18 protein-coding genes are annotated in these 22,374 nt (G+C 32.9%); 2 read left to right on the forward strand and 16 right to left on the reverse strand.

The window, feature by feature from the left end:
- Positions 1–18 precede the first annotated feature (18 nt).
- Complete coding sequence (locus C661_RS0101770) at positions 19–936, forward strand: LCP family protein (RefSeq protein ID WP_017413575.1); 918 nt, start codon at positions 19–21, stop codon at positions 934–936.
- A 92-nt stretch (positions 937–1,028) separates the two neighbouring features.
- Here the strand turns inward: C661_RS0101770 and C661_RS0101775 are convergent, their stop codons facing one another.
- From C661_RS0101775 to C661_RS21070, 6 genes are all read right to left on the reverse strand, one after another.
- The gene (locus C661_RS0101775; protein ID WP_017413576.1) at positions 1,029–1,295 is read right to left on the reverse strand and encodes a hypothetical protein; all 267 of its coding nucleotides are present in this window, start codon (positions 1,293–1,295) and stop codon (positions 1,029–1,031) included.
- A 496-nt stretch (positions 1,296–1,791) separates the two neighbouring features.
- On the reverse strand, positions 1,792–3,519 hold the full coding sequence (locus C661_RS0101780; protein ID WP_017413577.1) for a phospho-sugar mutase: 1,728 nt from the start codon (positions 3,517–3,519) through the stop codon (positions 1,792–1,794).
- Between the two features lie 111 nt (positions 3,520–3,630).
- Positions 3,631–4,092, reverse strand: coding sequence for a VanZ family protein (locus tag C661_RS21065; RefSeq protein WP_083861601.1), 462 nt, complete (start codon positions 4,090–4,092; stop codon positions 3,631–3,633).
- 8 nt (positions 4,093–4,100) lie between these two features.
- Positions 4,101–5,063: an LCP family protein gene (locus C661_RS0101790; RefSeq protein WP_017413579.1), complete on the reverse strand. Its 963-nt coding sequence runs from the start codon at positions 5,061–5,063 to the stop codon at positions 4,101–4,103.
- Between the two features lie 146 nt (positions 5,064–5,209).
- A complete protein-coding gene (locus C661_RS0101795) occupies positions 5,210–6,343 on the reverse strand; it encodes a YibE/F family protein (RefSeq protein WP_017413580.1) in 1,134 nt (377 codons plus the stop codon).
- Positions 6,344–6,600: 257 nt separating this feature from the next.
- Positions 6,601–11,136 (reverse strand): CehA/McbA family metallohydrolase, encoded by a 4,536-nt coding sequence (locus C661_RS21070; RefSeq protein ID WP_017413581.1) that lies wholly within the window; start codon positions 11,134–11,136, stop codon positions 6,601–6,603.
- A 322-nt stretch (positions 11,137–11,458) separates the two neighbouring features.
- On the opposite strand from C661_RS21070, the gene C661_RS21075 reads away from it, so the two are divergent.
- Positions 11,459–12,388: a LicD family protein gene (locus C661_RS21075; protein WP_017413582.1), complete on the forward strand. Its 930-nt coding sequence runs from the start codon at positions 11,459–11,461 to the stop codon at positions 12,386–12,388.
- Between the two features lie 33 nt (positions 12,389–12,421).
- On the opposite strand, the gene wecB is transcribed toward C661_RS21075, so the two are convergent.
- The 10 genes from wecB to C661_RS21080 form a co-directional block, all read right to left on the reverse strand.
- Positions 12,422–13,525 (reverse strand): non-hydrolyzing UDP-N-acetylglucosamine 2-epimerase, encoded by a 1,104-nt coding sequence (gene wecB, locus C661_RS0101810; RefSeq protein ID WP_017413583.1) that lies wholly within the window; start codon positions 13,523–13,525, stop codon positions 12,422–12,424.
- A gap of 96 nt (positions 13,526–13,621) precedes the next feature.
- Positions 13,622–14,617, reverse strand: coding sequence for a UDP-glucose 4-epimerase GalE (gene galE, locus C661_RS0101815; protein WP_017413584.1), 996 nt, complete (start codon positions 14,615–14,617; stop codon positions 13,622–13,624).
- A 348-nt stretch (positions 14,618–14,965) separates the two neighbouring features.
- Entirely contained in the window at positions 14,966–15,124 is a 159-nt protein-coding gene (locus C661_RS23525; RefSeq protein ID WP_017413585.1) for a hypothetical protein, read from the reverse strand.
- Complete coding sequence (locus C661_RS0101825; RefSeq protein ID WP_017413586.1) at positions 15,124–16,218, reverse strand: saccharopine dehydrogenase NADP-binding domain-containing protein; 1,095 nt, start codon at positions 16,216–16,218, stop codon at positions 15,124–15,126. Before C661_RS0101825 ends, C661_RS23525 begins: the two co-directional genes overlap by 1 nt.
- Positions 16,203–16,973: a phosphocholine cytidylyltransferase family protein gene (locus C661_RS0101830; protein WP_017413587.1), complete on the reverse strand. Its 771-nt coding sequence runs from the start codon at positions 16,971–16,973 to the stop codon at positions 16,203–16,205. Before C661_RS0101830 ends, C661_RS0101825 begins: the two co-directional genes overlap by 16 nt.
- 19 nt (positions 16,974–16,992) lie before the next feature.
- Positions 16,993–17,937: an NAD-dependent epimerase/dehydratase family protein gene (locus C661_RS0101835; protein ID WP_017413588.1), complete on the reverse strand. Its 945-nt coding sequence runs from the start codon at positions 17,935–17,937 to the stop codon at positions 16,993–16,995.
- Positions 17,938–17,963: 26 nt separating this feature from the next.
- The gene (locus tag C661_RS0101840) at positions 17,964–18,653 is read right to left on the reverse strand and encodes a metallophosphoesterase family protein (protein WP_041876865.1); all 690 of its coding nucleotides are present in this window, start codon (positions 18,651–18,653) and stop codon (positions 17,964–17,966) included.
- Between the two features lie 36 nt (positions 18,654–18,689).
- On the reverse strand, positions 18,690–19,826 hold the full coding sequence (gene aepY, locus C661_RS0101845) for a phosphonopyruvate decarboxylase (protein ID WP_017413590.1): 1,137 nt from the start codon (positions 19,824–19,826) through the stop codon (positions 18,690–18,692).
- A 1-nt stretch (position 19,827) separates the two neighbouring features.
- Positions 19,828–21,126, reverse strand: a complete 1,299-nt coding sequence (aepX, locus tag C661_RS0101850; protein ID WP_017413591.1) for a phosphoenolpyruvate mutase — start codon at positions 21,124–21,126, stop codon at positions 19,828–19,830.
- Positions 21,127–21,270: 144 nt separating this feature from the next.
- Positions 21,271–22,218, reverse strand: coding sequence for a winged helix-turn-helix transcriptional regulator (locus C661_RS21080; RefSeq protein ID WP_017413592.1), 948 nt, complete (start codon positions 22,216–22,218; stop codon positions 21,271–21,273).
- Positions 22,219–22,374: the final 156 nt, after the last annotated feature.

Raw genomic sequence — 22,374 nt, forward strand, 5'->3', positions numbered from 1 at the left:
TGAAAGAAGATGATTTGTATGAAAAAAAGAACTAAAATCATTCTTGGCATTGTAGCTTTTCTTTTAGTTGCAATCTTATCCTTTGCAATTTACACAGTATCCACCTTAAATAAAATAACTAAAGTAGATCTTCCAAAGGAAGATTTAGGTATAGATAAAGAGGTTCAAGCTAAGATTGAAGATAAAAAAATTACTAACATAGTCCTATTTGGAATAGACCAAGTTGGCGACAATCCTGGAAGATCTGATTCCATCATTATTGCTACCTTCGATGAAACTCATAACAAGTTAAAATTAACTTCTATTATGAGAGATTCTTATGTTAATATTCCTGATCGCGGTTACGATAAGATAAATCACGCTTATGCTTTTGGCCGTGCCCCATTAGCTATAAAAACAATAAACCAAAACTTTGGGCTAAACATTGATAACTATGCTAAAATCAACTTTGACAATATGGAACATCTTATAGATGCCATTGGCGGAGTAAAAATGGAAATAAAGGACTTTGAAATCCCTGGCGTATCCTCTGTAGGAATAACTAAAGCTGGAGTCTATAACTTAAATGGTAAGCAAGCCTTAGCTTATTCCCGTATCAGAAAAGTTGATGGTGATTCAGAAAGAACCGAAAGACAAAGGAACGTGCTTACAGCAATGTTTAATAAACTTTCTTCAGTAGGCCCTACAGAACTTCCTTCTGTAATGAATAAACTTCTGCCTTATGTTGAGACCAGTTTAGGTAATGGTGATATCATAAACCTAGGGCTAAAAGTTTTAAAATCTGGAATTAAAAATATAGAGCAAGAGAGATTCCCCTTAGAGAACCTTAGTAAGGGAGAAAAAATAAACGGAATATATTATTTAACCTTTGATGAAAAGTCTACTAAAGACCAAATTTACAAATACATTTTTGAAGATATAAAACCTGTTCAATAATTAAGTTGCAAGAGTAATCTTTCTTTTACTACTGAAAACTCTATAAAAGCATAAAAAAAAGAAGCTCAAGTTTAAAAAGTTGAGCTTCTTTTTTATATTTTACTATGTTTAGCAAGAATCATTTCATACTCTTTAGTAGTAAGAGGTTCTAAAATTGTTTTTTTGAAAATCAATCCCTCTTCCCTTTTCGTAGCATAAAAGGTACTATCTGTTCCCACCTTATATTTTTTTGTAGCCTCATTCTTAGAGATTATGTACTTTTTTCCATTATAATCTTTTCCCTCAAAGTAGCTATTATTATCTTTAATTATAACGCATCTTAAGAGATATAAATCATCTACTGTAATATCTAATTCCACCGTATTATTTGCCCCCTATAAATTTACAATTTTTAGTTTATAATTTTATATTTATTTATGTAACAAGCTTCTTATTATATCCTTTATACATCAATAAAATTAGCCCATGAATTATATTCACTTTTATTATCGGATACTAAACTTGTATTCTTTAATATTCTTTAATATTATTGCCCTCTTTATTGACGTCTAATCTTTAACCAGATTAAAACTCTCATTAAAAACACTGCTAAAATCATTCTCATTATATCATATAATTTCCCAATAGGCTATATTACTTTTTAATTTTTCTGATTTTCTTAATATTATAAAATACGGAGAAAATAAAAAAGATATTGGGGTATATTAATACACCAATATCTTTACATTTTATGGGGTGTTCTTTTTACAGAAATACATTCCATAAATTAATCTTAACTTTTAGACACATTGACTAAGGTGTCTCCAAAAGGCGTAGCCAAGTGCTTTTAAACATCTTTAAAGTTTATTTCTCATATTACTTTATGCAATTATCTATATAGCTTGACACAGACTTTTCAATAATTGAGAGATTATTTTCTACCTGCTCTAAAGTTTTCCCAACAGCAGCTACATAAATCTTCATTTTAGGTTCTGTTCCAGAAGGACGAATTACAAACCAAGAACCACCCTCTAATACAAACTTTAGTACATTAGATTTTGGAAGTTCAATTTCCTCTTCATCACCATTCGACAATTCTCTCGCTACACTTAATTTGTAGTCAAACTTTTTTACAACTTTATATTTATCTATATTAGTTATATCTGTATTTCTTAAATAATCGATAGCAGAAGCTATTTTTTCTTGCCCTTCTTTACCTTTTAGCTCAATAGAAATCAAACTTTCCTTAAAGTAACCAAACTCATTATATAAATCCATAAGAGCTTCGTAAAGTGTTTTCCCTTTAGATTTATAGTATAAAGTCATCTCACAAACAAGCATAGCTGCTATAACTGCGTCCTTATCCCTAACAAAATCTCCGCTTAAGTAACCATAACTCTCCTCAAAGCCAAATAAAAACTCATTAGCTTTTGTTTTCTCAAAGTTTCCAATTAACTCTCCGATATACTTAAACCCTGTTAAAACTTCCATAACTTCTATTCCGTACTTATCCGCAATAGGCTTAATCATATCTGTAGAAACTATGGTTTTAATTATAGCTCCATTGGCTGGAAGCTGTTGATTTTCTTTTAGGGCTGATAGGATGTAGTGTGAAAGCAGTGCTCCTACTTGATTGCCTGTTAAAACCTTATATTCTCCCTGTCCTTGTTGTACTACTGCACCAATTCTATCACAATCAGGATCTGTTCCAATAATTATATCTGGCTTAAACTCCTCAGCCATAGCTAGAGCCAATTTAAACACCTTAGGATCTTCAGGATTTGGATAAGGCGCAGTTGGGAAGTCCCCATCAGGTAATTCTTGTTCCTTAACCACCCTTAAATTTTCATAGCCAAGTTCCTTTAGCACTCTTCTTACAGGTATATTCCCACTACCATGAAGTGGAGTATAGATTATTTTTAAATCCTTTGCACTTTCCTTAACTAATTCTTTTCTAATAGTTAAATCCTTTGCCTTCTCTAGGTAAGTTGAATAGATTTCCTCACCAACATAGGTCAATAGATTTTTATTCTTACATTGTTCAAGGGAAATAGAAGTTACTTTTTCAAAGGAATCCACAGCATTTACACAGTCTAGCACTTCTCCAGCAGCCTTATCTGTAAGCTGACCCCCATCCTCTCCATAGACCTTGTATCCATTATATTGCTTTGGGTTATGAGATGCTGTAATAACTATTCCTGCCTTACATCCTAAAAACCTTACTGCATAGGATAAAATAGGTGTTGGTGTTAGGGTTTCAAATAAGTAAGTTTTTATGTTGTTTCCACATAAGGTTCTTGCTGCATATTCTGCAAATTCACTTGACATATGGCGAGAATCATAGGCAATTGCCACTGAGGGTCTTTGAAACTTGTCGTTTAAATAATTACTTAATCCTTGTGTTGCCTTACCAATAGTATAGATATTAAGTCTATTAGACCCTGCACCAATTACCCCTCTAAGTCCACCAGTACCAAACTCTAAATCTTTATAAAATCTATCCTCAATTTCCTTTTCATCCTCTAGATTTCCAAGTTCATTTTTAGTGTTTTCATCTATCACCGATGACTCTAACCACAACTTATACTTATCCTTATAATTCATAATATCCTCCTTAAACTAACTTAAGAAATTTAACCTCATTAGCTAATTTATAGTTAATTTACTATTCGCTTATAAATAATATTCTCTATTATTATACTACAACCTTATCTTCTACCCTATATATTTATTCCTCTTATGTTTTTTAGTGACATTAGCTCTTATAGTAATAAAGGCTATTAATTGAGTTAAACTTCCACTAAAATCTATAAGCACATCCTTAACTTGGGATCCTCGTCCTTCAATAAAGCTTTGAAGAAATTCATCACTAGTAGCTACCAAAAGACAAACTAGAAGCACTAAAGAAATATTTAATTTTTTATTGTAAAATTCACTATAAGTGCTGGCTACTAGAAAAGATAGAATAAAGTACTCTGTGAAATGAGCAGTTTTTCTAACAGCAAAATGAACCTTATCAATTTGGTTTTCAGTTAAGTTTAGCTTCTCAACAATAACATCAACTATCTTAAGACTTGTTCTTGCTGATTCATCTCCAGGTTTTGAGGACATATAAAATATCATAGAAATCCACATCACTGTAAGGATTAAAAATACATACTTTTTAATATGAATCACCTCTTTTTCTATGGCTCAAGCTTTCCATAAATAAATTCATGAAGTTTGTTCCTATTAGTTTCTAAATCTACAGTCATTACAAACATACCTTGTATTACTTCATCCTTATAAGCATCATTTACTGGAAGTCTAAACTCCTCTATGGAATTAGTATCAAGTCCCATTAAAGTAGTTCCAAGTCCTATGATATCTTTATTCGAAAGACTTGTTTCCACATAAGGCAGGATATCCGTCATAGCCCCTAAGGCTTTTATGGCTCCTTGACCCTTTAATTCCTTGAATACATAATTTAAAACTTCCCTTTGCCTTGCAGTTCTTCCAAAATCTCTTCCTACTTTCCTTATCCTTGTGTATGCCATAGCTTGCGGTCCATTTAATTTTTGCACCCCTGTTTTAGTTACATCCTTAAAGGCTTCATATTTTCTTTCCTTAGCCATTCCTTGAGCAGTGCTGTTAATGTAAGGTATCTCCTCAGCTTCCACATTTATCTCTACTCCACCCACTAAATCAACTAAGTGAATAAAACCATCCATGTTTACAGCCACATAGTCCTGAACATCAAGTCCAAAATTAGAATTAATAGTCTTAATTGCAAGTTCTGATCCACCCTTCATAAAGGCATGATTTAGTATCCCCATCCCCTGTCCAGGTAAATCTATGTACATATCTCTTAATAAAGATGTAAGTTTCACTTTTTTGTTTATCTTATCAATGGTTAAAACCATAATACTATCAGTTCTTTGGTCACTACCATCCCTTCCAAAAAGAGCAATGTTTATTACATCTTTATCCTTATACTTTTCCTTTTCAACTACCTTTTCTTTGGAAATCCCTAGTGAATCATTTCCTTTAGGCAGTTCTGTCTTTTTTATTTTTCCTAAAATACTATTTGTGTAAATTGTTCCCCCTGCAACTAATAATAAAATAATGGAAACAATTACTGCAATTGTTATCTTTACACCCTTCTTCACCTTATTCCCCCATTTCTCTTTAGCCTAGCTTAAGCAGCTAGTAAAATTACTCTATTTATATTATATACCACCTTTAATATTTAACAAGAAAAACTACTAATACCCTTGTTAAGGCTTAGTAGCTTCATTAATAACTTTTATTAAATTTATTTCCTTTTATATATTATTGACGCAACTAAGGCTGTAATAGGTACTGTAAGCACAATTCCTATACTCCCTGCTAAACCTTGTATCAATTCTGTTCCTAACACATCTAAATTCAACAGTTGCACTGATGGCATATTAGCTGACATAAGAAGCAATATTAATGTTAGGGATCCTCCTACAAATGCTAAGATCAAGGTATTACACATAGTTCCAATCATATCTTGTCCAATATTTATACCGCTTTTAAACAATTCTCTAGGAGTAAGCTTTTTATTTACACAGTGAACCTCAAAAATAGCAGATGCAATAGACATTCCCATGTCCATTACCGCCCCTAAAGAAGCAATTAGTATAGCAGCAAACATAAGCCCCTGCACTTTTAACCCGCTATTTTCAGCTATATATAATACACTTTCAGCATTTTCAAGAGTCAATCCGGAAAGATGAGCTAAGTTCCCAGCAACAAAAGAAACTACTCCTGCCACAAAAACTCCTGCAGTGGTACCTATCATAGCTACCAAAGTTTTTCTGCTGTATCCATTAATTAAGTATAAGGTTACAAAAACAACAATTACTGCTGTGGTTGTGGCTGCTATCACGGGGCTTACCCCTCTAAACATAATGGGAATCATAAGATATACTATTGTAATTAAAGTAAAAATTAAGGATACTATGGATTTTAATCCTTTCATCTTCCCTACTAGGAGAACTAATAAAAATAATAAAATAACTAGTCCATAAATCACAACATTTCTTTTGTAGGTGTAAATTGCTACTTCTTGTATGTTATCTCCATCCAGGAAAATCCCTGCAACCACCTTAGTGTTTTCCTTAACCTTAATGTTATACAATCTGCTAATAGAGTTTCTTACTTTAAAGTTTTGCCCCTTAAATTTTCCACTAGTAATTTCAAGGGTAACATCTTGATATCCTACCTGAATATCTTTTAGTTTTGCTTCTGGTTGGAGCTTATTCATATCCACACTCCTAACCACAGCTTCTTCATAGATTAGATTTCTTTGAGTATTGTTTATAATAAACTTACTTTTATGTATAAAAGGTGATATGAATACTATTAATATACTTAATAATATCACTACTATTATAGCTATATAGTCACTGTACTTTCTCATGGTTAAACACCCCATCTCTATATTTGCAAAGGTACTCGGAGAAATTCCCCAAGTACCTTATTAAACCAGTAAACTTCATCATCTAAACTTCTTTTAAAGAAATCCTAGGTTTTCTCTCTAAATGTTGGGACATTTATTTTTTAAAATTAGTTAGAAAATGACTTTATTTCTTTTGCCTATAGCCTTTGAAGAGAAGTTTGAGCTTTTCTCAAAACAAGAAGCTATTCCTCAGCAAAATATAGTTGAATATTAATGACTTATTTTTTTCTTAGAAGTAAAACTCCTAAAGCAGATATCGCTACACCAAATACAAGAAGATTTGATGCGCCAATAGGTGCCCCAGCTTGTGGAATACTTGAAACTGCTTGAGTTTGCTCTAAAGCAAAATAGTCACTACAATGATCTAAGGTTATTACAGCATAGCCCTCTGCATCTACCTTAACATCACTTTGAACCTTCTCATAAGTGCCCTTTCCTGGGAAATACCTAAAGAAAGTCACAGTTTTATTGGCCCACTCCTTGCCCATGAATACCTTAATATCAGCTTTTCCTGGAAGTTCGCCATCATATTTAAAGGATAACATAAACACAGGTGCATCCTTATCTAATATTTTCTCCACTAACTTATTAATATTTCCTTTTAAAGTATCATCTACAGTTTTTAGAGATAAATCAATATCCATTGCCTTATCAATATCCTTACCTTTAAAGGTCCAAGTTACATTTCCTACCTTAAAGGTAACAACCTTGTCTGTGCCTTTTAAAGCGTCAAATACAGCTTTCTCCACAACTTGGTTTTTAGAGGCATCAACAACAACTTCTTTAGTGTCGTTGTTTTTAATAGCATTAATAACTTCTTCACTAGTATTATTTATTGGATTTTCAACATTGCCCCCATTGTCGTTTCCACCGTTATTATTGCCATTTCCATTGTCACTTCCATTAGCAATTTTAACAATTTCATCTGTATTTCTAACTCTTAATCTATTTCCTTCTGGGTCCTGTGAGCCAAGACCTACTGCTGAAACAGTATCCCCAACCTTAATCGATGGATCCCACTTTCCTTTAGCACTTTCATCTTTTCCATTCCAAATATATCCCTCAACGTAAGCTCTAGCTTCTGCTCCAGAGTCATCAACAATATAAAGGTTTTGGCCTTCAATTCTACTAACCTTACCTTCTACCTTTATAAGTAAGCCCTCATTTTCATGAAGCATACTTTCCTTAGTTGAAAGTTTCTTTGGCTCTATTGGCTTTATGGTTTCATCCAAAACAACTAAATCCTTAGCCTCATCATTAATAGCTATTTCATAATCCCCTTGATAATCATCCACATAACCATTAATTCTTACCTTTTGGCCAACTTTTACTGCAGTTTGAGAAACCCCAAACACAGTGATTCCCCCAGTAGTATCTTGAACATAAATTACTTCAAAAAATGCATTCTTAGGCTGAACAGCCTCTGATTGTGCTGTTACAATACCTTCAATAGCAAATTTCTTTCCTTTTAAATCTGGAACATCACCAGTGCCTTTTCTAATTTCAGCAATGGTTTTAAGTTCAGCTTGTGGAGCTGGAGCCATCCACTTAATAATATTTTCAGTTAATGGTACATTAGTGTACATATCATCCCCAGTTACTTCAAAGTCAGAGAAGAAGGTTGTGCCAGCAACAATTATCTTTGCACCATTTGCTAACTGTTCTGCGCCAATTAATCCAACCTTTCCTTTTGCTACAGCAACATTATCCTTAGCGTTGTCAGCATCTGAACTTTCTGTAGTTTCATGACTTTGCACTAAGAAATCAACCTTAGAAGTATCAGCACCTTCTTTAAGTAATACGGAAGCCCCACTATAGAAACTATACTTACTTCCATCTGCAACGCCCTTAGTTAATCCAAATCTATCTTTATTATACTTGGTGAACATAAGTCTAAATGCTTGTCCTTCATTAGTTGTATTGTCTACAACCTGGTCATCATTTACCCTCATATTAGTTCCTATTGCTTCAAGAACTCTATTAGATTGTATTCCATTACTATATTCACCTGTACCATCTTTATAGTCTGCCTTTGTAGTTAAAATTATATTTCCACCCTTTTCAGTAAATCTTTTAATAGCAGCAATTTCTGAATCAGAGTAGGTAGCAACCTTTAATCCGTTGTCAGGGTCATTAGTACTTTGTGGATCTGTTAAAACTAATAGGGAGGTATCAGCAAGAACTTCATCTGTAATTTCTTTTTCATTAATTACAACTCTTGCACCATTTTTTATTAACATATCCTTAAAGCCATTAATTTTATTTGCATAGTTTCCAGTTACATATTGATTGTAATGTGCACCATCAATAACAACCTTAACTATCTCCTCTTTATTTAAAACCTTCAGCTTAACACTTGCTGTAGAAACCTTATCTGAGCCATTCACATTAACTGTTGCTCTAGCATAAATAGTGTATTCTCCAGCTCTGTTAAATTTATAGGATTGAACAGTATTAACTAATTCAGTTGGCTTTAAAGAAGCTGCCACTTGTTCTCCTATTTTATTTTTCTCAGTAGTATCATTTAAAAAATACTCAACTTTAACATTATTATAAGCTTTTGAATCATTATTAAATAAGGTTGCAGTAAAGTTTATCTCCTCATTAGGGAATGCAACTTCAGAAGAAGTCTGCACTGAGGAGATTCCTACTGCTACAGTATCTGCAGTCCAAACTGGAGCAGTTACAGCAATATCCTTATCCTTCTGATCTACTTTTACATAATAATAGGTATAAGCATTATCTAACTGAAAATCCCAGCTAACTTCGTTGTCAGTAAAAGTTTTAGAAGCAACTTCTGCTCCTCCATTGGCAATGATAGATATTTTTGAAATTATATCTTCATTATCTGGGTCTGTAATGTTAACTTTAAAATTAAGCTTGTCAGCTCCTATGATATTACTTCCCATTGGCATATCATTAACAGTATAGCTAACTCTTAAGTTACTATCTTCCGTTGCATAAACCTTCATTTCTCTCATAGATTGATATAGGGAATCCCTATCTAAAGCTGGTGCATCAATAACCGTTCTTGCTGTATTAGAGGTAATCCAATTACGCTTATGGTTATCTTGGTTGTTTGTAGGTGCTAAGTGCCAGCCTTTGTCTAAAGCTCTTGTATAATACTCATAACTTGGGAAATAACCTGAGCCTCTAACTGGACCTTCTCCATTACCAACCTCTATTAAAGAAACTAATTGATCTGTTGCCTTGCTATAGAAACCAAAATCACCAAAATCACCAAAGGTCTTACCTGGGTGGTTTAACTGGCTTATGCCTTCTGGTGCCTTTTGTAATTGACTGTAATAATTTTTAAGATTCATAGACTTATTGGTTCTAGTTTCAAAACCAGGTGTGTTGAAAGTATTAATATGACCCCATCCACCAGTAGAACCAGACCAAGTCATTTCATAGCCATACATAGCTGTGAATTCATTATCTTTATTATACTTATCAGCAGTTTCATGAGCGTTTGTCCATTTTGTACTTGCAGAACCATCTAAAATATTTGCCTTAACATCATTATCAAACCAGTTTGAGTGGTCTGTTATGGCAATATAGTCTGCATTTCCTTTATCTCTTGCCCACTGATAAGCTTCGTCTAAAGTACCCGTACCATCAGATATATCTGTATGAGCATGAAGCTGTCCAAAATAAAGATTACTACTTACTTCACCAACATTAAAGGACCATTGCTTACTAGCCTCATTGCCTAATGTATCCTTAAGTAAAACCTTTACATTGTGACTTCCTTCTGCTAAATCAGCTTCTGGCACATAAGAAACCTTACTCTCTGTAACTGTTGCTTTACTTGTTACATCCTTTTCATCAAGAATAAGTTTTACAGTAGCAACATCAACTGCAGTAGCATCTTGGAAAGCTGCTGAAATTTCTGGTTTTGTATTAGCTTGTGTTGATCCATTAGCTGGTTTTAAATCCCCAATTGCTGGTCCCTCAACATCAGCTTTTTCTTTAACTGTTACCTGACAAGTTGCTGTTACTTTAGGATTAGCCTTTGAAGCTACAGTAATTGTTGCAGTTCCAGCCTTAACAGCAGTAACTGTTCCATTAGCTACAGTAGCAACCTGCGGTGAATCACTTGTCCAGATAACCTCCTTTTCAGTGGTGTTTTCTGGTGTATAAGTAACCCCTAATAAAGACGTAGCACCAACTTCTAAGTCTAGCTTATCTTGTACCTTAAGTCCTGTAACTGGAACTTCCTGTGGTACTTGTCCACTAGTTGTAGTTATCTTAACATCATCAAAAGCAACATTGCTCTCATTCTTTGTATAAGTAAACCTAACCTTAGTAGTACCTGGAGCTAAAGGAAATCTTTTTATACCTGCCTCAGTTTGTGGTGTCACAGCCATTTCTTCAATTTTAGACCATGTTCCATTTATCAATGCCTCAATTAAAAAAGTCCCTTTAGCACTTTGACCCTTCATCCAAAAACTTAAGTTACCACCACCTGGCAAATTAAATTCAGGTGAGAGTAAGCTTGAACCAGTAGCTCCGAACTTTAATGAGTTAGGTCCACTTGGTCCCGAGCTTGTAGCCTTATCATAAATTCCAATTGCATTTAAGGTCCATCCCTTATATTCTTTTTCAGCTGCCTTGTAAGAATTGAAAGTTTCTGAAAGAACTTCAACCTCCCCTTCTGCATAAACTGGCAATATTGGTTGCAACACCATTGAAAATACCATTGCAAGCACAACAATCCAGCTTAATGCTTTTTTTTGTTTAACGATAGCCATTAAACTTTCCCCCTTCTTTTTATTTTTGTGTAGAGCCCCGCCGTAAAAGGCTCTACATTGCATAAGTTAAGTTATAGTATTTCATTTTAAACTTAATCCATGCAATATAAGTTTATCATAGAATTTATGGAATATTAATACTTTTTTGTATATTTTAAATGCTTTATAACAATATTTTACTTATACTTAAATTACCTTTAACAACAGGTAGTTTTTATTTACCATTTATTTATTTCTCTAAGAATCTTTCTACATAGAATATTATGTACTATAATATACTTATAGGTTAAGCCTATCTATTACAAATGTATGAGGTGAAAATATGACAGATTTTGAAACGCTGTTTCCTGATGAGAGGAATGCACATATAAATGAACCAATCTTAAGACAATCTCAATTAGTAATGCTTAGAATCCTAAAAATTGTAGATTATATTTGCAAGGAAAATAATATAGACTATTGGTTAGACTCAGGAACACTTTTAGGTGCAGTTAGACACGGGGGTTTCATTCCCTGGGATGATGATATAGATATTGCTATGCCAAGGGAGCATTATGATAAGTTTATTGAAATTATTTCAGACAAGCTTCCAGAGGATTTATACTTTAAATCCTATGATACTCCTGAAACTTCAAAGCATACTTGGGGAAATGTAATAGATAAAAAATCCCGTATAATCGAAAAGGGAGCTGAAGATCAACTTAGTGGTCTTTACATAGACATTTTCCCTCTTGATAGCTATAGTGATAATTTCTTTAAAAGAAACTTTTATGAGAAGTTGCATAAACACCTTTTCATAAAATCCTTCTTAGTCAACGCACCTTTGAAGAAACCCTTCTTTAAAGGTAGTAATCTTCCTAAAAATATAATTAGACTCCTTAGCAGAGCCACAATTATATTTTCCATACTGAATCACAAGAAAATATACAATCTAAGTTTAAAAACAAGAGAAAAAAGAATTGCTAATATGAAAAACAATGCTAAAACAAATTATGGCTACGGAACAGATATTTTGAATTGGGACAAGGTCCTTAAAGCTGAGGTTATTTATCCTTTAAAGAGGATGAGCTTTGAAGATGGAGAGTTTTTAGTGCCAAATGATTGCCATAGTTTTTTAACTACTCTATATGGTAGCAATTACATGACACCACCTCCTGAGTATAATAGATATGCTCATTGTGAAAATGTTAAGCCAATTGCTTCAAAGGAAGAAATTGATGAGTTAAATAAAGTATTAAAGGCACTACCTTAAAAAGTAGTGCCTTTCCTATATGTTATTTATCATCTAATGTAATAACTTATCCGCTAAAATATCAACAATTTGTTTGCAGGCAGTACCATCCCCATAAGGATTACTTGCTCTACTCATTTTTTCGTACTCTTCTTTATTATTTAATAGTTCCTTAAAAGTAGAGTATATGGTTTCTTCCTCTGTACCAACTAACTTTAAGGTACCAGCTGCAATTCCTTCTGGTCTCTCTGTAGTATCTCTCATAACTAGCACTGGTTTTCCTAAGGATGGAGCTTCTTCCTGAACTCCACCACTATCAGTTAATATCATATAAGAACGATTTAAAAAGTTATGAAAGTCAATAACTTCAAGAGGTTCAATAATATTAATCCTGTGTTGGTTTTCAAAAACCTCCGCTGCTGCTTCTCTAACTAGAGGATTCATATGAATTGGGTAAATAACTCTAATATCCTCATGCTCATCAACAATTCTTTTAATTGCTCTAAACATATTTCTTAAAGGCTCACCTAAGTTTTCCCTTCTGTGGGCTGTAAGCATAATTAATTTATCCTTTCCAAGCCAATCAAAGAGCTCATGATGATAATCTTTCCTTATAGTTGTTTTTAAAGCATCAATGGCTGTATTTCCTGTAACGTAAACACTTTCTGGTTTCTTACCTTCCTTCAACAAGTTCTCTTTAGATACTTCAGTTGGAGCAAAATTAAAAGTTGCTATAATCCCTGTAGCCTGTCTGTTAAACTCTTCTGGAAATGGAGAATATATATTGTAGGTTCTAAGCCCTGCCTCTACATGGCCAACTGGAATCTGCATATAAAAACATGCCAGTGAGGTAACAAAAGTTGTTGAAGTATCCCCATGAACTAAAACTACATCTGGTTTAACCTCTTCCAATATAACCCTCATTTTATCTAAAATATTCACCGTTACATCAAATAGCGTTTGTTTATCTTTCATAACAGAAAGGTCATAATCTGGTACTACTTCAAAGGCATTTAGAACCTGATCTAACATCTGTCTATGTTGTCCTGTTACACAAACCACAGTGTTAAATTCACTTCTCCTCTTTAGCTCTTTAACTAGCGGACACATCTTAATTGCTTCAGGTCTAGTTCCAAAAACCACCATTATCTTCTTCATGCTTATTCTCCTAACTAAATTGGATTTAAATTATATTTATAGGTGATAATTTATCTCACACTTACTTATAGGTTTGCAAATGTAATGACCTTGTTCCTATTCTTTATAATTCTTCTCAAATCTCCAAGAATCTCTGCACATTTCTAATAAACCTCTTTTTGCAATCCAGCCTAGCTCTCGTTTTGCTTTACTTACATCTGCATAACAAGAAGCTATATCTCCTGGTCTTCTATCTACTATTTCATAAGGCACTTTAATTCCATTTGCATCTTCAAAAGCCTTTGTTAACTGTAAAACTGAAGTACCTTGCCCAGTTCCTAAATTATATACATGAGCTCCTGTTGTTAGATTGTTTAGTGCTGCAACATGACCTTCAGCAAGATCCATTACATGAATATAATCTCTAACCCCTGTACCATCTACAGTAAGATAGTCATTTCCAAATACTCTTAGTTTACTTAGCTTTCCTTTTGCTACCTGTGTAACGTAGGGCATTAAGTTATTAGGAATACCATTAGGAGCTTCCCCAATTAATCCACTTTCATGTGCTCCTACTGGATTAAAGTATCTAAGTAGTGCTACTGAGAAATTTGGGTTAACTTTTGCTACATCCTTAATGATCCTCTCACTCATAGCTTTAGTTTCACCATATGGATTTGTAGTAGGTAAAAGTTCCATAGTTTCAACAAATGGTACTTGGTTATCTCCATAAACTGTTGCAGATGAAGAGAATACAAATTTGTTAACATTGTATTTTTTACACATTTTGCAAAGAACCATTGTGCTTACTAAGTTGTTGTAATAATAAGCTAGTGGCTTTTCTACGGATTCACCTACTGCCTTAAGACCCGCAAAATGAATTACTCCATCTATTTCATGATTTGAGAAGATAGTTTCTAGTGCTACTTCATCAGTTACATCTATCTTATAAAAAGTTACTTCTTTATTGGTTATTTTTTTTATTTTGTCTATAGTTTCAGCCTTACTGTTGCAAAGATTATCGGCAATAATCACTGTGTGATTATTTTTTAATAGTTCCACACAAGTATGTGAGCCTATATATCCGGCACCGCCGGTTACTAGTATGTTCATCGAAATTTGTCCCCTTCCATTTGCAGTTACTTTAATACAAAGCAATCTGAATTTATAATAGATTAATTACAGCTATTCTGGCTTATGCCTTTTTTACTTTTTACTTATTTTTCTTTAGTAAAAGCCTCAGCTTAACAAGCTATACATAGTTTTAAAGACCATTTTCAACACTTTTTCCTTACAACATCATAGTTTTTAAATATAAACATATAGTTTAATACTTTATATTATAGCATAAATTTTGATAAAATGTATAAAGTTAGTTATATTCAATGTGAAAGGGTTGTAGTTTTAAAAACTACAACCCCCTAAAATGTCAACCTATAAAATTAATTTATAAAGTGAAATTTATTTTTTCCCAATATAAATTCCCTCTATATTTTCTTCAGTAAAAATCTCATCCACTAGTTTTAAAATTTCTTCTTTAGTTTCAGCCTCAGACTTATCCTTGAAATATATAGTTGGTTCTATTTTATCTTTATATACTATTTTGCAATAATATTTCATTATTCATAGTTCTCCAGTGTTTTTTTGATTTCATTAGCAAAAGCTTCGCAATCTTCAACCTTAATGGACTTAGGATAATTAAGTGCAAATACCTTCTTCATCTTTTCTATAACATCATCAGTAAAGTAAATTTTGCCATCCTTAATATCTTCTACTCCATCAAATCTTAAGTTTCCAGCATTTATTTCAATAGCCTTCTCTAAAGAAATTCCCTCAGGTAGAATCATATCTATTCTATCTTCAAAGATCTTAGCTGGGTATCCACCTACTAATCCATTAGGACCAGGTAAGTGCATTAAAAAGCCTTCATTAAACATAATGCTTTGAGTTATCTTTGCCACATCTGAAGATATCATAAGATTTCTTGTTGGGCCTGATACAGTACTCATTTTTGCAAGGTTGAATATTTCCTCATCACTGATTCCTTGAACCTTTTCTCCATTAACCTTACATTCCATATAATATGGAGAACCTTTTGCTGAGGCTTCCTTTGAAACATAAGTATTAAGGAAGTGGCTTCCAAGCATTAACACATCAACCTGTTGAGGTGATACATTAAGCTTTTTACCTAAGCCCATTTGTATTCTAGGAATTAAATGGTTTAGATTTCCTGCACCAGTAAAAGGTGCTAATCCAACACTTTCTAAAGCAGGGCAAACTCCATCTGGGAAACTTGTATTAATTACCTTGGCATCAATTTTTGATAGTTTTACTGCCTGCATTACTTTATAAATTAAAGGAATTGCTAGTGGTAACCATACACCATATCCAATTTCATTTGGATATGAGAATTCTCCATATTTAAAGCCTTTCATAAATCTACCTGTATAGGCAATTATATCTGGCTTAATTTTAGTTAATAATTCTGCAGTAGCTTCCACATTGTTAAAATCTGTTGATATTACACTAATATTAGGATAGTATCCCATAAGGCCAGCTGATATTAGTGTCATATTAACTCTTTTTTGAGCTTCTTCAATAGATCTTGTTGCTACTACTATCTCGAAGTTTTCAATGCCTTTTGTTCTTGCAAGAAAATCTAGTACGTAAGCTCCTGTGCTTCCGTAACCAGCTATCATTATCTTTTTAGCCATTTTTCATTTCTCCCTTTTTCAACATCTTCAGCAGTATTTAAGTTTATCCAGTTATCCCCATCAATTATAACTGGTTCCATTGGATAATCCTTAATTGCTAAATTAATAGAAATCAACCCATTTCTTAAATCAGGTTCCTCTGAAATATTGCTACTAAATTGATCTAGTAACTCAACGAACTTTTTAGCTCCCTTACCACCAAACTTCCAAAGTTGCATACTTTCCCCAATCACTAAATTCTTGTCTTTGATAAATCTAAACACATCAATATGCTCTCTATCATAAACAAACTCTTCAACCTTATTATTTCTGCCTACTGCAACCACACTTCTTTGAGGGTTTATCTCAACAGCTCTTACAGCTACAGCATTTTCTGCTGGATTGCTTGTAATAGCCTTATAGTACTCAAGAGGCATAAGTAAATCTCCTTCAGTTACTACAATGCTATCCGCATCATCAAGTTCCTGACCAGATAAAGCTAAAGAATATTCACAACCATGGTAACTATAATGCTTGTTATAAACATAAGTTAGTTTCATGCCAAACATACTATTTCCCATAGCTTCTTGTATTTGTTCAGCCTTATAGCCTACAACAATTACCGTTTCTTCTATATCACATTCACTAAGACAATACAAAATGTGCTTTAAAGCATTAGTTCCATGAAGATCAATTAAACACTTTGGAGTATTCTTAGAATAAGGTTCTAATCTGCTACCCACTCCTGCTGCAAGAATAACTGCTTTCTTTTTCATTGCTTTAACCTCACATCTTCTATAAATTATAGTATTTTTTCATCCACTCAACAGTTTCTCTAATTCCCTCTTCAAGAGAAACTTTTATTTCAACACCTAACATTTTTTTAGCTTTGCTGATGTCTAGTAATCTTCTTTGTGGGTCCCCAACTCTAGATAAGCTATATTCAACTTCAGTAGTCTTTCCTGTGATCTTAAAGATCATATCTAGAAGTTCTTGAAGAGTAACCTCTTGATCACTTCCAATGTTATAGCTTTCTCCTGAAGGAGAGTTTTGCATTGCTAAATAAGTAGCCTCAGCGCAATCACTCATGTATAAGAAAGTTCTTTTTATCTTATCTGCATCTTTGTTAATTATAAGTTTCTCTCCACGTAAAACTCTATTAATTAAATAAGGAATAACATGGTTATCATCTATATCTCTAGGTCCATAAACATTCGCATATCTTAAATGACAAATATCCATTTTATCTTTATAGAAGTTACCAACGTGCTCTGTTAATATTTTTCCTTGTGCATAAGACCATCTTGTTGTAGTCTCAACAGCATCATATAAAGTTGGAGTTAACTCATCTGTAGGTATTCTTTGTGGATGACCATAAATTTCTGAACTTGAAGCATTAACAAACTTCTTAACTCCATTTTTTAATGCCCAGTCTATCATAACTTTTGTACCATGACAGTTAACCATATATGTATCTACAGGAGCCTCATAAAAATACTTTGTTGGTACAATAGCTGCAAGGTGATATATTTTATCAACATCTTTTATATCCATAGAGTCAATGTCTAAAATATCTCCCTCTATAAATTGAAAGTTCTCATTGTTTATAATTCCATCTAGATTCTCCATAGTTCCTCTAAAGAAATTATCTATTCCTATTACCTGTTCTCCTTCAGCAATACACTTTTCTGCTAAGTAAGAGCCAGTTAATCCGGCAACACCAGTAATTAATGTTTTCATTGTAAATCACTCTCCTTAATAGTTAATTATATACCTAAAAATAATCTTTTCGCTAAAAATTTATCTAATCCTGCTTTTTCAATTTTCTCAGCAGTATTTTTTATATCATAAGGAACTTGGCAAAATTCTATGGATTTTTTTTCTGTATCATAAATAGCATATTGAGCATCATTTAATCCATTTCGTGGTTGACCCACACTTCCTGGGTTTACAACTTGTAACTCTCCAAAATTAAAGCTAAAACGGAGATGAGAATGTCCCACAAAGACTAAATCATATTTACGTCTACTAAATATTCTTTCTAAATCCTCCTTTGACGTTGAAGGAAATATATATTGCCAATAGGGATCTTCTAAGCCACCATGATATACTTCAATTCCAAACTCATCATATAAATGTTTTTGTTTAAGATTTCTTAAAAAGCTTAAAGACTCCTGATTTAGTTGATCTCTAGTCCAATTTATTGCATATCTTCCATGTTCAGTTCTGAACCTAGTAAGGTCATTGTTCAAGATAGCATTATCATGGTTTCCTAAAACACAACCTAATAGGTCTAACTGAGATAAGAGCTTTATTGTTTCATTTGGCTCAGGACCATATCCTAGAATATCACCTAAACAAATATACTTATCTACCTTATTAATACCATCCTGAACTACAGCTTTTAAGGCTTCATAGTTTGAATGTATATCTGATATTATTCCTATCTTCAACATCTTCCCCCCTTCACCAATTATCTTATTGAATTTAACCTACTTATCCTTAAGGAAATTCATTAATCCAGTTTTATTTTCTACTGGAGTTGTAGTTGGTCTTCCTAAATCTTTTCTTGCTCCACCATTAACTTTAACTTCTAATAAAGCTGGACCCTCTGAAACATTTAGCTGAGTTATAGCCTGTTTAAGTTCCTCACTAGTAGTTGCTACAAACACATTTTTATAGCCACAGCTCTTAGCTATTCCTTGAAGATCAATGTTGAAAGCTATAGTTGGTTGACCACCAACAGAATCATGAGCTCCGTTATTAATGATTATATGTTTAAAGTTATTAACCTTTTGATTTCCAATTATAGCAAGGCCACCCATGTGCATTAAAGTAGCGCCATCACCATCTAAGCAGTAAACCTTTCTTTCAGGTTTTGCTAAAGCTATTCCTAAAGCAATTTGAGAAGAATGCCCCATGGAACCCACTGTTAAAAAGTCTCTTTCATGACCTTCGCCTCTAGCTTCTCTAAGTTCAAATAACTCACGAGATGCCATACCAGTAGTAGAAACAATAACTTCATCATTGCCCATAGCAGAAAGAATAACCTCAATAGCCTTCTCTCTATTCATTTCAAAAGAAGTTTGTATCTTCTTTTGTAGCTTATATGCCTCAAAAGTACCCTTTCTAACAACTAGTGCAAAAGGCTCATTAGTGGTTTTCATATGATTTATAGCTTTTTCCAGCTTTTCCTTTGCACTATCAGCAGTATCTTCCTCTGATAGAACTTCATACTTAACACCCATAGTATCTAAAAGTTCCACAGTAACAAGTCCCTGCTTCTTGTGCTGAGGCTCATCCTTTTTACCTGGTTCCCCTCTCCAACCAATTAAAAGAAGAGAAGGTATATTGTAAACTAATGGATCATTTAAAGATAAAAGAGGATTTACAATATTGCCTATACCAGAGTTTTGCATATAAGTTAAAGCAAACTTTCCAGTAGCTAAGTGGTAACCTGATGCCATAGCTAAAGCATTACCTTCATTAGCAGCAATTATATTGTTGCTTTCTTCAGTATTATCCATTACATAAGCACAAAAGTCCTTTAAAAGAGAATCAGGAACTCCTGTAAAGAAGTCCACCTGATTTTCCTTTAACAAATTATAAAACAACTCAGTATTTATCACTTTATTTTCCTCCTGGAATTAAAGTTAAAATTTCTTTTATTGGCATGCAATACTCTTTAGCTTCTAGAGCTCTATCATTCTCTAAAATAGATTTTGCAGTGTTAACCATTGCTGGATAAGCACTTCTAATTAAGTGATTAGCATAAATTACTATGCTAGCTCCTGCCTCATATAATTCTTTGTCAGTCATATGAGAGTAAGAAGTTGGCACAACTACTACTGGAACTTTTTTCTCAAACTGATTGTAGATTGAAAGGAATTCAACGATTTCTTTTCCATCTTTTTGCTGGCTGTGAATCATAATTCCATCAGCTCCAGCTTCTATATAAGCCTTAGCTCTAGCTATAGCATCTTCCATACCAGCTTTTAAAATTAAACTTTCAATTCTTGCAATGATCATAAAATCATTAGTAACTCTAGCTGCTCTTCCTGCTCTAATTTTATCGCAGAAATTTTCTATAGTATCTTGTGTTTGTTGAACTTCTGTTCCAAATAAAGAATTCTTCTTAAGTCCTACTTTATCCTCTATGATTATAGCTGAAACTCCTAATCTTTCTAGAGTTTTAACAGAATACACAAAGTGCTCAATCTTTCCGCCTGTGTCTCCATCTAAAATAATAGGTTTTGTAGTAACTTCTAATATATCATTAATAGTATTAAGTCTTGAAGTTAAGTCAACTAATTCGATATCTGGTTTTCCCTTTGCTGTAGAATCGCATAGAGAACTTACCCACATTCCATCGAACTCTTTAATTTTTCCATCTTTTTCAATCTTAGTTTTCTCAGCAATTAATCCTGTTAAGCCGTTATGTGCTTCCATAATTCTTACTACAGGTTTAGTAGCTAATAACTTTTTAAGTTTTTTCATTCTTGTAGCTGGAGTAGTTCCAATTAAATTTATAGTCTCATCTAGTTTAGAAATAGAAACACCTTCAGTGTATTTTGTTTCAACTAGTTCTCCATTCCACTCTTTAAGAGCTTCAATAACTCTTTCTCTTATATTCTTTTGGATTCCTTCTTTCCAGTCATCTCCATGAACTACATAATCAGGCTTTATCTTTAATAGATTTGGAACCTGATCAAGTTCTTCTTGAGGTACAACCTCTGAAACCCCTTTTATGTTTTCAACAATTTTTTTTCTTTCCTCATAAGTCAATAAAGGTGTTCTCCAATATTCAGATATTACATCATCTGTATGTAGACCTATTATTACTTCTCCAAGCTTTCTTCCCTCTTCAATAACATTTAAGTGCCCATGGTGTATTAGATCAGCACTCATAGCTATATATACTTTTTTCATAGTTATTCCTCCATTTATAATAATATTTTGTGTGTTTATGTGAATAAAATCTACTATTGTAGATTTTTAATAAGAACAATACATAAATAATAGTTACTCATAATTAGTTTGTATTTTCTTGCATAGCATTGTAAAACTTAACCTCTAAATCAATAAAGGTTCAATGTTATTTTTTACATAGTAATATTGTTTTAAATTATCGATTTCTGCAAAGATAATATCTGGTATATACTCATAGTGAACCTTGAAGGTTTCCGCCACATCTAGCAGCATATATTCATAATTAACATAAGGATTTGTACCACTGCCAAACCTAGCTAGCATTTTTTCAAACACAACCTTTGAAATTTTAGTTATACCGATAATTTCTCCATGAATTTTATTTAATTGATGAATATCCTTGGATATTTTATAAATGTAATCATCTTTAACTTCTACGTAAACTTCATCATCCCTGCTACTTAAGTTTGTGATTGTTACAGAGTTATTGTAATTATTGCTATATAACACATCTAACAGTCTTTCTTCAAAGACTATATCTCCTTCAAGCAAAATAAAATCTTTATCAATATAATCCTTTGCCAAGGAAAGTGAGTACATGGTTCCTGTCTTTTCATAACTGTCATTTTCAATAATAATAGTATCTTCTTCTTGAAGTAAAAAATTATACTTTTCTTTGTTATAACCACAAATTAAAATAAATTTTTTGATTCCTTTGTTTTTAAGAAGCCTAATAGTTCTTTTTACCAAGGGCTCATTATTTATATTAATAAGTCCAACGGATTCTCCAAGCTCTTGTTTTCTACCAGCTAATAGAATTACAGCCAATTCAATTTTTGAATGACTTTTTCCAAGATCAATTTTCCTATTCTGATTGCTATTTAGATGTTTCTCTAAATATTTCATACCTACATCACTCAAGTTGTAATTATGCTTATTACCGTTCTTTACTATGGTTATAAGCCCTTGTTTCGCCAGATCTTTAATAAGATAATTAACCTTTCCCACAGAAATGCCTAGGCTTTGGGCTATAGACTTTTGACTTATGTAATTGTTATTACTAATTAACTGCAATATCATACTCTCCATCATAACCTATACCACCTAATTCGTTCAAAATTTGAATCATATAGTAATTATATCCCAACAATTAAAGAAAATCAACATTGTATTACTTCAACACGTTAACCTCTATAAGCTTCCTTCAAATAGTTTAGTTTAAAGCTGAAATTCCTTGAGAATAATGAT

Source organism: Clostridium tunisiense TJ, assembly GCF_000300195.1.
In the GTDB taxonomy this organism is placed as follows: domain Bacteria; phylum Bacillota; class Clostridia; order Clostridiales; family Clostridiaceae; genus Clostridium_J; species Clostridium_J tunisiense.